The following is a 15,402-nucleotide window of genomic DNA, read 5'->3' on the forward strand; positions in this document are numbered from 1 at the left end:
TTGAGTATGCTTTAGTTTGCATACTAGCTTATTCTTCATTAATTTGAAAAATCCTTTTTTTTCATCGTTTTTGCATAAAAAAACTTTAATTTTTTACTTTTGCTTCTTCCCAAAGGTCATCCATTTGTTCTAATGTCATATTTATCATATCGACACCTTTAGACTTTGCTTTTTCTTCTATATATGCAAAACGCTTAATAAATTTCTCTATAGTATAATTTAATGCAAATTCAGGGTTAATGTCAAGGAATCTAGCAATATTTACTGAAGCAAATATTAAATCCCCTATTTCTTCTACTATTTTTACCCTTTCTTTCCCTTTATATACATTCTTTACTTCATAATATTCTTCTAAAACCTTATCCATTGCATCTTCCACTTTATCCCAATCGAATCCAACCTTAGCTGCCTTTTTTTGAATTTTCTCTGCTCTCATTAATGCTGGTAGATTTTTAGGCACATGTTTTAACTCTTCTGTATAACTAGTAAGACCCTGTTCTTTTTTCTTTATCTTATCCCAATTTACCAAAACCTGTTCAGATGTATTCAAATCTATATTACCAAATACATGTGGATGCCTGTCAATCATCTTTTTACAAATACATTCCACTACATCATTGATATTAAAAAATCCTTCTTCCTTACCAATTTGTGAGTGGAAAACTATTTGAAGTAATACATCTCCTAGTTCCTCAATAAGTTTATCATCATCTTTTTCATCTATAGCCTCTAATACTTCATAGCACTCTTCTATAAGACATTTCTTTATACTTTCATGAGTTTGTTCCTTATCCCAGGGACACCCATCTTCTGACCTTAATACGCTTATTATATCTAATAGATCATTAAAATCTTTTCTTACCTCCAAATTTTTAGGAATATATATTGAAGTTAAATAATCTATATCTTCCTGCCTATCTATTTCATATAATGGCATCTTTCTAATGCTCTCTAATCCTTTAACTCCTGCTGCCCTTACAAAATAAACCTCACTATCATCAGGATAGTATTGCATTAAAGCTAATTTAACCTCAGAAGCTATAAATTTATCATACACCTGAGTTATTATGGTTCCTACTCTTTTGTCTAAAACTTGACCCTTCATATCAAAAGCATCTATTACTTTTATTCCCTCTATAGGGTCTATTTTTAAACTTTCCATAAGAACATCTATAAAACTTACAGCTGTAAATATTTCAGTTTCTATTCCTTTTTTCTTACATAAATGTATTAATAAATTAACAGACTTTTCAGCTACTAATGGATGACCTGGTACTGCATATACAATATTTCCATATTGTAATTCCTTATTGATTAAATCATCAGCTATAGATTCATATACTTGGTCAAAATTTTCACCTTGTTCATATTTATGGTCATAAGTTTCAAATTTTATACCATATTCTCTTAAAAACTGTACTGTAGGATGTTTTTCTGTTCTTAAATAAATTTTATCGCTATTTTTTAAAACTTCTAAAGTACCTATAGTTATAGCTTCTTTAGCTCCAGGTCCTAGACCAACTATCTTTATCATTTATATTTTCCCACCTCTATCTTTTAAAAATCCTATTTTTAACATGATCATATTTAAATATTCTAAATATAAATATAAATATACTATATACAATAATACCTGAAAATATAGCCGCAATACAGGCTATTCTACTGCTTATGGTATAATTATAGACATTCATATAAATAATTACAACAATTATTATCATTAAAGTAGAGGCAAATGCAGGTTTTATAACTGTTTGAAAATAGTTTATATTAACCTGCAACTTTCTTCTAAGCAATATCATATTTAACATAGAAGCTATTATATATCCGCATATGCTCCCTATCACAGCACCATAGATATTAATACCAGGTATAGAAACCATTTGTATTGTAATTGCTGTTTTTATGGCACATCCAATGGCTAAATTAACTATTGGCATAACATATTCGCCTACTCCTTGAAGAATAGCCGTTGAAGTTTGTGCCAAAATTATGAATGGAATGGATATTGCTGAATACTGTAATATTTTAAATCCATCAGATTGTCCTGGAAATATTAAATTTAAAATTGGATAAGCAAGGTTATATAGTCCTAAACAGGATGGCAATGCTATAACCATTGAAAGTTTTATAGCTAAATCCACTTTATTTATGACTTCAAATCTTCTGTTTAATATATATGCCTCTGCAATTATAGGCATTAAAGAAGCACACAGTGCTGCTGAAAGTGTTAATGGAACATTGATCATGATAAAAGCCTTTCCTGTAAGTTGTCCATATAATATAGTTGCTTGTTTATAATTAAATCCTGCTTGTAATAACTTTTGAGGAACTATTGCAGAATCTATAAGACTCATTATACTGCTTGCTGCTGCACCCAATGAAACTGGTATAGCTATATATAACAACTTATTCATAATATCTATATCATCATGAATTATATTAACTTTAAATTCTTTTCTTATTTTTATATACTTTGCTAATAAGTAAATTCCTGCAAATAGTCCTCCTGCAGCAGCTCCAAGTGCTGCTCCTCCAGCTGAATATTCTATCCCCTTTGGTAGAAGTATGTAAGCAAGTCCAACTCCAACTATAACTCTTCCTATCTGCTCTATTATCTGCGAAATTGCAGTACAATTCATATTCTGTAATCCCTGAAAAAAGCCCCTAAATGCACTCATTACAGATATAAATATAGGTGCAAAGGCAATGGAAACTAGTGAATAATAAGATTTTTCATCCCATTTCAAAAATGCTATAATTGGCCTAGAAAAGATAAGTAATATTGCCGTAAACCCAACACCTAAAATAAACATAAGGAGCATTGCCTTTCTTAAAACTTGAATTACCCCTTCGTGATCATTTATAGCATTTCTTTCTGATACCATTTTGGATATAGCTACAGGTATCCCTGATGCTGCAGCAATAAAAAACATATATAATGGAAAAGACATTTGATAATATCCTACTCCCTCGTCTCCTATAAGCATTTGTAATGGCCATCTAAAAAATAATCCTAAAAATTTTGATATTATTCCCGCAAGTCCTAAGATAAATGTTGCTTTAATTAGTGATTGCTTTTTCATAAAAATACCCCCGATTGTTCTTTTTTAAGAGCAAACTTTTCTAAATAATACTTTACATTTTTATAATTATTTAATTTTAAATGGTATTATTACTTTAATTGCTTTAATTACATGAATATTTTTTATATTTATGTCAATAATCACCTATGGAGCAAAAAGCAAATAAATAATGGCAGCATACGCTGCCATTATTTATTGTTCCATTTGCTTTCCTATGAAAGATGATGCAGTTTCAGCCAATTTAGTTTCAACATCCCCAAATTTTTTTCCTTCATCTTTTGATACTATAATTACGGCGCCAATTGCATCACCTTCTGCTATTATTGGTGAAACTACTTGTGCTGAATACTTTCCTTCAACTTCTTCATCATCATATAAAGCCACTGGCTTTTCCTTATCAGTTGCAAAATTTATAGTCTTCCTATCTTCTATGATTTTTTCAAGATCATCACTTATTTTTTTCTCCAAGTATTCCTTCTTAGTTGCACCACTTATAGATATTATACTATCCTTATCACATATCATAACTATATTTCCTATAGTCTGCTGTAATGATTCTGCATATCCTTTAGAAAAGTCACTTAATTCTCCAATAGGAGAATATTTTTTAAGTATAACTCCTCCTTCCCTATCTGTAAAAATTTCTAATGGATCACCTTCTCTTATTCTAAGGGTCCTTCTTATTTCCTTTGGTATAACTACTCTACCTAAATCGTCTATACGTCTAACAATACCTGTTGCTTTCATTATTTATTACCTCCTAAAATCTAATTTAAATGTAACTTGTGTTAATATTATTTTTCTAAATATGAAATTTTATACACAATTGTTATTTAAATTAGAATTTACTTGTGTAAAAAAAAACACAGTATACAAAATACTGTGTTTTTTTCATTTTTTATATAAGATTTTTTTCGTTTTTAGTTATTTTAGCACTCTTTTTCCACTCAGCTACTTTATCCTGATATTTCTTTTGTTTTTGTTCAGTTTCAAGTTGTGTTTTTATTTGAGCCTTCACTGCATCAATCTTTTTAACAGGATATTCTTCTTTTTCTATACATTTTATTATATGATATCCAAATTGGCTTTTAACTGGAGCTGATACAGCTCCTTTTTTTAACGCTATAGCACCAGCCATAAACGCAGCATCAAAACCTGAATCCACATAATTTACAAATCCTAAATCTCCACCCTTATCCTTAGTAGCTGTATCTGTTGAAACTTCTTTTGCAACTTTAGCAAAATCTTCACCTTTATCTAATCTAGCTTTTACTTTTTTAGCTTCATCTTCAGTTTTTACTAATATGTGAGCTGTATGTATTCTATCAGGTTTTTCTGTAAACTTGTATGGATTATTTTTGTAGTAATCTTGAATACTTTTATCATCAACCTTAACATCTTTGCCTACATTGTTTGTAACATTTGTGACTGTTTCTTGATTTTTCATTTGAGTATAATACATATTCTTTAAAGTTTCTTCTGTAAGATTTTGTTGTTTTAAAGCTGCTTGAAATTTAGTTGCATCATTTCCAAATTGTTGTTGTTTTATATTACTAATCTGCTTATCAACTTCAGCTTTTAATTTTGCATCATCTGGAAGCACTTTTAATTCCTTAGCCTTTTGTTCAATAACCTTTGCCTCTATCATAGTATCAAGTACTTGTGCTTTTTGCTCTTTTAAAATGCTTTTCGCATCATCATTCTTCTCATAGTCTTCACCATATTGCTGCTTAATTTGAGCTACAACTCCCATTAAATTAGGATTACTATCTAATTCACCTCTAGTGATTTTTTCTCCATTTACTGTTGCCACAACACTATTTTTTATAGCTTCTGGCGTTTTAGCTATCATATTACAACCAACTGTCGAAAACGCAAATGCAGATATTAAAACTGCGCTTACTAATTTTTTTACACTTTTCACAACTTATTCCTCCATTCATCTTAATGCTTTTTAGCAATACAAATTAATTTTAACACAAAAACTATCCTACTACAAAATTATTTTTTATGACATATATTAGCCATATACTCCATAATTTCTTTTATATTATAAACTAAATCTTCTTTCTTTACCTCCTTAACCTTATATCCAAATCCTGGATTATCTGACAACTTTATGCTTATTTTTTTGTTATAATCTTTTATAAGCCCTTTAAGCATATTTTCGTCTATTCTTTCTTTACTGTCGAACTTGAATACAACTTCATCCTTCTTTTCCTTGATTTCCTGAATTCCTAGTTTCTTACCTATGCTTCTTATATAGGCTATATTCATAAGATTGTATATAGAAGGTGGAATATCTGAAAATCTATCCTTCAATTCTTCTTCAATATCTTCCATATCTTCATAACAATCAATAGCTGCAATCCTTTTGTATACCTCTATTTTTTGTACTTCATCTTTTACATAGTTTGTTGGAATATATGCATCTACCTTTAATTCTACAGTTGTTTCTACTGGTTCTTTATCTATATCTCCTCTTACAAGCTTTATAGTATCCTCTAGCATTCTACAATACAAGTCATATCCTACAGATGCCATATGGCCATGCTGAGAGGATCCCATCATATTTCCTGCTCCCCTTATTTCAAGATCCTTTAATGCTATTTTAAATCCTGAGCCTAATTCTGTAAAATCCTTTATAGCCTTAAGCCTTTTTTCAGCTACTTCTGTTAAGATTTTATCTTTTCTGTATGTGAGATAACAATAAGCCATTCTATTGGTTCTTCCAACTCTTCCTCTTAGCTGATACAATTGAGATAGTCCCATTTTATCTGAGTCATATATTATCATAGTATTTACATTTTGGATATCCATTCCTGTCTCTATTATTGTAGTAGCCACTAAAATATCATACTCATTCTTCATGAAATCCACTATAATATTTTCTAATTCTCTTTCTTGCATCTGACCATGTGCAACAGCTACTCTTGCTTCTGGAACTAGTTTAGCCATATAGGAAGCCATTTCTTTAATATTTTCAACCCTATTATATACGAAGTAAACCTGTCCCCCCCTATTTAGCTCTCTTAATATAGCATCTCTTATTAACTGCTCATTATATTCTACTACATAAGTTTGTACTGGATATCTTTCTTCTGGAGGCGTTTCAATTACACTTATATCTCTTACACCTACTAGTGACATGTGTAATGTTCTAGGTATAGGCGTAGCACTTAAAGTTAATACATCTATATTCTTTTTCATCTTTTTTATTTTTTCTTTATGCGTAACTCCAAATCTTTGCTCTTCATCTACTATTAAAAGTCCTAAATCCTTAAATTGGACATCTTTTTGAATAATTCTATGTGTTCCTATAAGTATATCTATTTCTCCTGCTTTTAAAGCCTTCATAGTAGCTTTTTGCTGTGATGTTGTTCTAAATCTGCTTATCATATCTATCTTTACAGGAAAATCAGAAAATCTTTGTACAAAATTATTATAGTGCTGCTGTGCAAGTATTGTGGTTGGAACTAAAAGAGCTACTTGCTTTCCGTCCATTACTGCCTTAAAAGCTGCCCTTACAGCAACTTCTGTTTTTCCATATCCTACATCACCACATAACAGTCTGTCCATAGGTTTATCTGATTCCATATCTGATTTTATGTCTTCTATTGACGTAACCTGATCTGGAGTTTCTTCATAAGGAAATTCTTCTTCAAATTGCTTCTGCCAAACAGTATCTTTTGAATATTTATATCCCTTTAATGTTGATCTGACAGCATAAAGCTTTACTAAATCTTCAGCTATTTCTTCTATAGACTTTTTAACTTTCTTTTTTGCTTTTGCCCATTCTGCACTTCCTAGTTTATTTATCTTAGGTATTTTTCCTTCAGTTCCTATGTACTTTTGAACCATGTCCAGTTGTTCTACAGGAACATACAATTTATCATCAGATTCATAAATTAACTCAAGATAATCCTTTTTATGTCCTTGAAGTTCCAGTTGTTTTATTCCTTTATATACTCCTATTCCATGATTTGCATGAACCACATAGTCACCAGGCTTAAGCTCTGCAAAGCTTTTAATCTTATTTATTCCTTTTTTAGATGACTTACTAGCAGATTTTCTTTTTGCCTCTCCAAAAACCTCCTTATCTGAAATAACACATACTTTTAACTCTGGATATTCAAAACCATTCAATTGACTTCCAAAGGTTATTACTACCTCTCCTGGTTGAATATCATGTATTACATCTTTATAAGAACTTTCTATATCATTGTCTCGCAAAGTATTTACTAATCTTTCTCCTCTTGGCCTAGTTCCTGAAAGAATAACTATTTTAACTCCCTTACTTTTCTTATCCTTTATATCCTGTATAAGTAAGTCCATTTGTCCATGGTAATTATGCAATGTTATTTGAGAAAAATTAATTATAGATCTTGGTGCTAGGATTTTTGTAGATTTAGGTATAGCATCCATGGTCATAACTTCTTTTTCTTCTAAAGATTCAAGCACATGAGATTTATTTAGTAATAACTCACTTTGCTTTGATAAAATATTCCCTCTTTCTAAAAAGCTTTTATAATTTTCTTCAAATTCAAAGTAAACGCTATCTAATTTTCCCTTACACCTTTGTAAATCATCTAAAATTATAAAATATCCTTCTGTATATTCTAAGAAAGAAGAAGTCTTATCGTAAAAATATGGCAAAAAGCTATCTATAGTTTCAAAAGTCCAGTTTTCCCTTAAAGACTCTAAATTTTTTTTAACTTCTTGCTGAACATTTTCTAATGCATCATTGTCTTTTCTCTTTTTTAGCTTATCACATACAAGTTTCAAGTCACTTTCCATGCCTTGAAGTCCTTTTTCTATACTTTCATTATCTAAAATCATTTCTTTGGCTGGAAAAATCTCTATACTTTTTACTTTGTCAATACTTCTTTGTGATTGCAAATTAAAACTTCTGATAGAATCCACTTCATTACCAAAAAGTTCTATTCTATATGGCTCTGCAGCTATAGGAGAATATATATCTATTATCCCTCCTCTTATAGAAAACTGTCCTTTACCATCTATAATCTCTACTTTCTCATATCCACATTGTATTAACTTTTGCTTTAAATTCTCTATATCTAAAATATCCTTTATAGAAATATTAAAGGTATAATTTCTATAAAGGTTTACAGGTATATAGCTAGAAGCTAACGTCTCTATGCATGTAACTATAATCTTTTTACCACTCTTAAGCATTTCCCTAATAACTTTCAGTCTTTCCCATCTAAGATCTCCCGATATGGCATAAATATTATAAAAAACCACTTCTTTTGTAGGAAAATAATAAACATTAGTAAGATATAAAGATAAATCTTCATATAACCTCTTTGCCTCTACATCACTATGAGTAAGTACTAGAAAAGGCTTGTCTAGTTCCTCATACACTCCATCTATTAAATATCCCCTAGCGGACTCAGAAAGTCCAAATATACCTACAGGAAATTTACTTTTTTCTATACTACTAATTATACTTTTAAATTCCCTACTACTTTTAAGAGGTTTTAAAAGCCCTTCTAATCTCATTTTAACAACCACCCTATAAACTTTAAAAATTTTGGTCAAATTTAGGTATATTTTCTACACCTTAAAACTATTAAATTTATTCATAGCCTCATCTACTCCATATTTTATTATATGTTCTACAGCATCTACACTAACATCGAAAGCCTTAATAACTTTTTCTCTGTCTTCCACATTAAATCTTCCTAAAACATGAGATACTAATTCTGACTTAGGCTGTCCTACTCCTACTTTAATTCTCGGGAAAACATCAGTACCTAAGTTAGCTATAATGCTTTTTATTCCATTATGGCCACCAGCACTTCCTTTTTCTCTTATTCGAAGCCTACCTACTTCCAAACTTATATCATCGTATAATACTATTACTTGTTCATTGCTGATTTTATAAAAATTTACTACTTCCCTTATGCTTTCTCCACTTAAATTCATATATGTACTTGGTTTTAATAATATAACTTTTTCAGAAGCTATGCTTCCCTCTCCATACATTCCTTTAAATTTTTCCCTGTTTATAGATATATTATACTTGTCACTTACTAAATCTATAATATCAAATCCTACATTATGTCTGGTATGTTCGTACTGTTTTCCTATATTGCCTAAGCCAACTATTAAAAACATTTTTTCACTCCTAACTACCTTTCCTACACTAATTATTCACTAAAGTATATATTATACTAAAAGACATAAATAATAAAGAGACTAAATGTCTCTTTACTTATTTTTTTCTTTCACATCGGAAAGAACTATATTTACTTCTATAGTCTTGCCATTTCTCCAAACTTTACACTTTATAGAATCTCCAATTTTATGTTTATCTAAAACATCAGATAAATCTTCAAATCGTAAGATTTTTTTATTGTCTAATTCTACTATAATATCTGTTGGTTTTATTCCTGCTGAAGCTGCACCGCTTTCTGGTACTACCTCACTAACATATACACCTTCAACTTTATTTTCCTTAGAAACTACACTTTGACCATATATTCCTAAAAAGGGCCTAGAAACTTTACCATAGCTCATAAGTGAGTTTATTATGCTCTTAGCTTCATTTATAGATATTGCGAACCCCATACCCTCTGCATTTTGATCTGCACCTAACTTTAAGCTGTTTATACCTATAACTTCACCTGCACTATTGCAAAGTGGACCGCCACTATTTCCTGGACTTATAGCTGCATCAGTTTGTAAAACTTTGTATATAGCGCCACCATATTGTATCTTCCTATTTAAAGCACTTATTATTCCCGCCGTAACAGAACCAGAAAATTCTTGACCTAATGGATTTCCTATAGCAATAGCCGTGTCACCCACTTTTACTTTAGATGAATCTCCAAATTTAGCTGTAGGTAAATTTTGTGCTTCAACTTTTATAATGGCTAAATCCGATCTGCTATCTGCTTTAACTAGCTTTGCAGGTAAAACTTTTCCACTTGAAAACTTAACAGTAATTTTAGAAGCACCTTCTACTACATGATTATTAGTTACTATATATCCATTAGGATCAAATATAATTCCTGAACCACTTCCTGCATCCTGTAGGCCAAAATATCCTTCAGCTTTATTGCTTATACCTACTACTGTAGGTCCTACCATTTCAGCCACTTTAGTTATAGAATTCTTAGAGGTATCTGCAATTTTAGTTTGATTATCTTGGTTTTTAGGTTCAATTAAAGATTGATTTATTTGTGTATAAGATTTATCAGAATATTTCTTACCCGATATATATGCTCCTGATATTCCTCCTGAAACTGCTGCTATTAATATAAAAGTAACTCCCTTTGCTAAACTTTTTAATCTAGCTTTTTTTCTATTATTAGTAAATTTTATTCCACCTGTAGCATTATCTACACTTTGCCATTTCACATCTTTAATTCTATTCTCTCTATTATCGTCCATAAAATTGCACCTCATAAAAATATATTTAATCCATTATATATATACTAATAAATTTTTTTTACATAACTATGAACAAAATGTTATTATTTTTTTAAATCCTTTTTAGAGTAAATGTAAACGTAACTCCTTGAGGTTGTTGGTTTTCTGCCCATATATCTTCTCCTAATTGTGTAAGTATACATCTTACTATAGGAAGACCAAGTCCTGTACTAACTTTTGAAGTTCTAGATTTATCTTCTTTGTAAAATCTATCCCATATATGCTTTAGTCCTTCTTCTGATATTCCTGGTCCATCATTGAATATTGATACTATTACTTTCTCTCCTTTTGCTTTGGTACTAATTTTTACATTTCCGCCTTCATTTACATACTTTATTGCATTATCTGTAAGATTTGTTACTACTTGAGTTATTCTATCTCTATCTCCAACTACTAAAAGTTTATCATCTTGCATTAATACATCTACTGTAAGCTTTTTTTCTTTTATTTTGGTTTCAAATTTTATTACACACAATCTTATAATTTCATTTATATCAATTTCTTCAATTCTTAATTTAAATTGACCTGCTTCAATTGACGACAAATCCAATAAATCATTTACAAGTCTTGTAAGTCTTTGAATTTCTTCATAAGTCATAGATAGATAATAATTTTCCTTTTCCTTGGGAATAACTCCATCCAAAATCCCCCCTATAAACCCTTTAATAGATGTTATAGGAGATCTTATTTCATGAGATACATTTGAAATAAATTCTCTTCTGTTTTTTTCTACCTTTTCCAAAGAATCTGCCATAGAATTAAACGATTTTGCCAAAACACCTATTTCATCCTTAGAATTTATTTTAACCCTTCTATCCACTTCTCCTTTAGATATTTTATCTGCCACATAATTAATCTGCGCAAGAGGATTTATTATTATTTTTCGTGAAATATAATATATTACAATACAAGAAACCATTATGGCAAATATAGCAGAAATCCATATTATTTCATAAACTCTCTTTAAAGCTCCACTTATTTCACTTAAAGATGAATGCATTATTATTACACCTTTAAACATTTCATTATGGAAAATAGGAATTTCAATAGTATGGACTGGAGCTGTAATTAGTTTGCCATACTTTCCTCTACTTTCCACAACATGATTTTCTCTTAATTGTTCTAAATCATTAGTTAAGACTTGCTTACCAAGTATATTTTTATGTTCATTATCAGAAACAGCATAAACAATTCCATAATTATCCGTTAACCATATATTGGCAGATAGGTACTTGCCAACATAAACTAAGGCATCATTAAATTTATCAGCAGTTATTTTTTCATCTATATATTGAACAGCTGCAGTAGCTATAAGCTGAGAATCTGACATAAGCTGCGTTTTTCGCTGTTCAAAATAGTATCCTTCAAACCAATATGATAGAAATGCAGCTGTCATGATAAAGCTAACTGAAATTATTACTATAAATGTAGCTGCAAGTTTAGAGACTAACCCTTTCTTCATGCTATTTCACCTCAAACTTATAGCCTACACCCCATACTGTTTCTATTTGCCAATTAGGTCCCCCTTGTAATTTTTCTCTAAGTCTTTTCACATGTACGTCTACTGTTCTTGAATCTCCTGGATAATCATATCCCCAAACCTCACATAAAAGTTGCTCCCTTGTAAATACCCTGTTTTTATTATTTGCTAAGTAATATACCAGTTCAAATTCTTTAGGAGGCATTTTTATTTCCTGTCCTTTATAAACTACAGTATAAGAATTTATGTCTATTGCTAGGTCTTCAAAACTTAATACTTCTTTATTTTCATTATCTACATTGTATCTTCTCAAGACAGCCTTAACTCTAGCTAATAATTCTTTAGGTTCAAAAGGTTTAACTATATAGTCATCTGCTCCAAGCTCTAATCCAAGTACCTTATCAAAAGTTTCTCCTTTAGCAGTTAGCATAATAACTGGTGTTTCATATTCTTTTCTTATCCACTTTAATACATCTATACCATCAACATGAGGCAGCATAATGTCTAGTAAAACCAAATCAGGTTTATATTCTAAAAAAACTTCCTGTGCTTCTCTTCCGTCATGACAAACTTGAGTATTATAACCTGAGTTTTCAACATACATTTTTATTACTTCACATATGTTTTCATCATCATCTACAATTAATATCTTTCCTATAGAACCTTCCATCGTACTATCTCCTTCATTTAATCAAATTTCGCACTTTAAATTTATTATATAGAAACTTTCTAATGTTCAATATTAAGTATACTACTAAAATTCTATGTCAGTATACTTACTATTAAATTTACCACACATACTATAAATAGTAACAGTACATACATAAAAAAGTTACAAATAATTTACTATATTAAAAAAGTATGTAGAATTTAATTCTACATACTTCTCCAATTAATTATTAGTCTTCAAATAACTTACTTACTGATATATCTTCATATATTCTCTTTATAGCTTCTGCAAATACAGGTGCTACTGATAAAATCTTAAATTTATCTAACATTTTATCTTGTGGTAAGTTTATAGTATTTAACATTATTAACTCTTTTATAGCAGATTCTTTTATTCTGTCTATAGCAGGTCCTGATAAAACAGCATGTGTACAACAAGCATATACTTCTTTTGCTCCTAATTTTACTAAAGCATTTGCTCCATTAGTTATAGTTCCTGCAGTATCTATCATGTCATCAATTAATATTACAGTTTTATCCTTTATATCACCAATAACGTTCATTATTTCTGATACATTAGCCTTTGGTCTTCTTTTATCTATTATAGCTATTGGTGCATGTAATTTATCTGCAAATTTTCTAGCTCTAGTTACACTTCCAAGGTCTGGAGAAACCACAACTATGTCTTCTCTATCTGCAAATCCTTTTTGTATAAAGTATTTTGCAAGAATAGGTGCTCCTAACAAATGATCTAGTGGTATATTAAAATATCCTTGGATTTGAGCTGCATGTAAATCCATGGTTAATACTCTATCAGCTCCTGCAGCAGTTAAAATATCTGCTACTAATTTTGCTGTAATTGGATCTCTTGCCTTTGCTTTTCTATCCTGTCTTGCATAACCATAATAAGGCACTACTGCAGTTATTCTTCCTGCAGACGCTCTTTTAAATGCATCAATCATTATTAAAAGTTCCATTAAGTTGCTGTTTACTGGATTATTAGTTGATTGTACTACGAATACGTCTGTTCCTCTTACTGTCTCGTTAATATCTACTGATATTTCACCATCACTAAAAGTTGAAACCTTTGCGCTTCCAACGGATAGTCCTAATATATTAGCAATATCTTTAGCTAATTCAGGATGAGAAGTACCTGTAAAAATTTTAATGTTCTTACCATGGGTTATCATTGTATAATCCTCCTAAAATTTATTTCTTTAGTCCTTTTTTCTCTACCCAACCTTCTATGTTCTTTTGTCTAGCTCTTGCAACCGCCAAAGCACCCTCAGGAACTTCTTTTGTTATGGTAGATCCTGCTGCTATATATGAGTTATCTTTTACTATAACTGGAGAAACTAAATTTGTGTTACAACCTATAAATGCATTGTCTCCAATTATAGTTTTATACTTAGCTGTTCCGTCATAGTTAACTACAACAGTTCCACATCCGAAATTACATCCGCTTCCAACCTCTGCATCTCCAATATAAGTTAAATGTGAAACCTTCGTATTATCTCCTATAGTAGATTTTTTAATTTCAACAAAATCTCCTATTCTTGCTGATTTTCCTATAACGGTTAATGGTCTTATATAAGCAAATGGTCCAACTGTAGTATTTTCACCAATTTTACTATCTAATATTACAGAGCTTTGAATAGTAACTCCTTTTTCTACAGTACTGTTGTCTATTCTTGAATTTGGATATAATATACATTCTTCCTTTATGATTGTTTTTCCTTGTAAAACATTTCCAGGATATATCACTGTATCATTTCCAATCTCTACATCCTTACCTATGTATGTATTATCAGGGTCAATTAAAGTAACTCCATTCTCCATATGTTTCCTATTTATTCGTCTTCTCATAACTTTTTCTGCATCTGCAAGTTGTATTCTAGAGTTAACTCCCATAGTTTCTTCAAATGGTACAGGAAGTGCACCTATTTTTTCTCCCTGATTCTTTAAAATTCCAATAACATCTGTTAAATAGTATTCTCCTTGTGCATTATTATTATTTAACTTCTTAATGCTTTCAAGTAACGCTTGTATATCAAAACAATACATAGCTGAATTTATTTCATTAATTTTAATTTCTTCTTCATTACAATCTTTATGTTCTACTATCTTAGAAACATTATTATCTTTTTCTCTTACTATTCTTCCATATCCAGTAGGATTATCTACTATAGATGTTAAAATAGTAGCTTTATAATTCCCACCTTCATGAAAATTAATTAGTTTCTTAACAGTATCTTCTGTAATTAAAGGAGCATCCCCAGTAAATATAGCTACTGTTCCTTTCTTTTCTTGCAAAAACTCCTCAGCACACATTACTGCATGGCCAGTACCTAATTGCTTGTCTTGAAAAGAATATATAACATTTCTTGACGAAGTAGCTTCCTTTACCTTATCCGCACCTTTTCCAACTACTACATTTACTTCATCTATTCCTGAATTTCTCATAACGTCTATTACTATATTTACCATTTCTGTTTCACATATCTTATGAATAACTTTGGGAAGGGAAGATTTCATCCTTTTTCCTTCTCCAGCTGCTAATATTATAGCACATTTATACATTTTAACACCTCTTTATGGTCATAAAATTACATTTTTCTACTTTATAATTATAAAACATCCTCTAATATTATATTTTATATAAAATTTATTTTCAACCTTATACAGAATTTTTATGTAAAATTTACAATA

At 30.2% G+C, this 15,402-nt stretch carries 11 protein-coding genes; all 11 read right to left on the reverse strand.

Features of this window, described 5'->3' with window-relative positions; all coding sequences use genetic code 11:
- Window positions 1–85: 85 nt before the first annotated feature.
- The 11 genes from yabN to glmU all read right to left on the reverse strand — a co-directional run bounded on the left by yabN (window position 86) and on the right by glmU (window position 15,273).
- Entirely contained in the window at window positions 86–1,534 is a 1,449-nt protein-coding gene (yabN, locus tag Ccar_RS20135) for a bifunctional methyltransferase/pyrophosphohydrolase YabN (protein WP_007059891.1), read from the reverse strand.
- 16 nt (window positions 1,535–1,550) lie between these two features.
- The gene (locus Ccar_RS20140) at window positions 1,551–3,086 is read right to left on the reverse strand and encodes a putative polysaccharide biosynthesis protein (RefSeq protein WP_007064820.1); all 1,536 of its coding nucleotides are present in this window, start codon (window positions 3,084–3,086) and stop codon (window positions 1,551–1,553) included.
- 192 nt (window positions 3,087–3,278) lie between these two features.
- Window positions 3,279–3,833: a stage V sporulation protein T gene (gene spoVT / locus Ccar_RS20145; protein ID WP_007059888.1), complete on the reverse strand. Its 555-nt coding sequence runs from the start codon at window positions 3,831–3,833 to the stop codon at window positions 3,279–3,281.
- Window positions 3,834–3,984: 151 nt separating this feature from the next.
- Window positions 3,985–5,010: a peptidylprolyl isomerase gene (locus Ccar_RS20150; protein ID WP_007059887.1), complete on the reverse strand. Its 1,026-nt coding sequence runs from the start codon at window positions 5,008–5,010 to the stop codon at window positions 3,985–3,987.
- A 77-nt stretch (window positions 5,011–5,087) separates the two neighbouring features.
- Window positions 5,088–8,609 (reverse strand): transcription-repair coupling factor, encoded by a 3,522-nt coding sequence (gene mfd / locus Ccar_RS20155; RefSeq protein WP_007059886.1) that lies wholly within the window; start codon window positions 8,607–8,609, stop codon window positions 5,088–5,090.
- A 54-nt stretch (window positions 8,610–8,663) separates the two neighbouring features.
- Window positions 8,664–9,227: an aminoacyl-tRNA hydrolase gene (gene pth / locus Ccar_RS20160; protein WP_007059885.1), complete on the reverse strand. Its 564-nt coding sequence runs from the start codon at window positions 9,225–9,227 to the stop codon at window positions 8,664–8,666.
- Window positions 9,228–9,320: 93 nt separating this feature from the next.
- Window positions 9,321–10,505: a S1C family serine protease gene (locus Ccar_RS20165; RefSeq protein WP_007059884.1), complete on the reverse strand. Its 1,185-nt coding sequence runs from the start codon at window positions 10,503–10,505 to the stop codon at window positions 9,321–9,323.
- Between the two features lie 91 nt (window positions 10,506–10,596).
- Window positions 10,597–12,006 (reverse strand): sensor histidine kinase, encoded by a 1,410-nt coding sequence (locus tag Ccar_RS20170; RefSeq protein WP_007059883.1) that lies wholly within the window; start codon window positions 12,004–12,006, stop codon window positions 10,597–10,599.
- A 1-nt stretch (window position 12,007) separates the two neighbouring features.
- Entirely contained in the window at window positions 12,008–12,694 is a 687-nt protein-coding gene (locus Ccar_RS20175; RefSeq protein WP_007059882.1) for a response regulator transcription factor, read from the reverse strand.
- 229 nt (window positions 12,695–12,923) lie between these two features.
- Entirely contained in the window at window positions 12,924–13,883 is a 960-nt protein-coding gene (locus Ccar_RS20180; RefSeq protein ID WP_007059881.1) for a ribose-phosphate diphosphokinase, read from the reverse strand.
- Window positions 13,884–13,902: 19 nt separating this feature from the next.
- Window positions 13,903–15,273 carry a bifunctional UDP-N-acetylglucosamine diphosphorylase/glucosamine-1-phosphate N-acetyltransferase GlmU gene (gene glmU / locus Ccar_RS20185; RefSeq protein ID WP_007059880.1) on the reverse strand — a complete coding sequence of 457 codons (1,371 nt, stop codon included), beginning with the start codon at window positions 15,271–15,273 and terminating at the stop codon, window positions 13,903–13,905.
- Window positions 15,274–15,402: the final 129 nt, after the last annotated feature.

Origin of the sequence: Clostridium carboxidivorans P7 (assembly GCF_001038625.1) — a bacterium.
Classification (GTDB): domain Bacteria; phylum Bacillota; class Clostridia; order Clostridiales; family Clostridiaceae; genus Clostridium_AM; species Clostridium_AM carboxidivorans.

Coding starts and splice junctions, on each gene's coding strand:
- yabN (WP_007059891.1), bottom strand. CDS start 1,534: ATGATAAAGATAGTTGGTCTAGGACCTGGAGCTAAAGAAGCTATAACT.
- Ccar_RS20180 (WP_007059881.1), bottom strand. CDS start 13,883: ATGATAACCCATGGTAAGAACATTAAAATTTTTACAGGTACTTCTCAT.
- Ccar_RS20175 (WP_007059882.1), bottom strand. CDS start 12,694: ATGGAAGGTTCTATAGGAAAGATATTAATTGTAGATGATGATGAAAAC.
- glmU (WP_007059880.1), bottom strand. CDS start 15,273: ATGTATAAATGTGCTATAATATTAGCAGCTGGAGAAGGAAAAAGGATG.
- pth (WP_007059885.1), bottom strand. CDS start 9,227: ATGTTTTTAATAGTTGGCTTAGGCAATATAGGAAAACAGTACGAACAT.
- Ccar_RS20170 (WP_007059883.1), bottom strand. CDS start 12,006: ATGAAGAAAGGGTTAGTCTCTAAACTTGCAGCTACATTTATAGTAATA.
- spoVT (WP_007059888.1), bottom strand. CDS start 3,833: ATGAAAGCAACAGGTATTGTTAGACGTATAGACGATTTAGGTAGAGTA.
- mfd (WP_007059886.1), bottom strand. CDS start 8,609: ATGAGATTAGAAGGGCTTTTAAAACCTCTTAAAAGTAGTAGGGAATTT.
- Ccar_RS20165 (WP_007059884.1), bottom strand. CDS start 10,505: ATGGACGATAATAGAGAGAATAGAATTAAAGATGTGAAATGGCAAAGT.
- Ccar_RS20140 (WP_007064820.1), bottom strand. CDS start 3,086: ATGAAAAAGCAATCACTAATTAAAGCAACATTTATCTTAGGACTTGCG.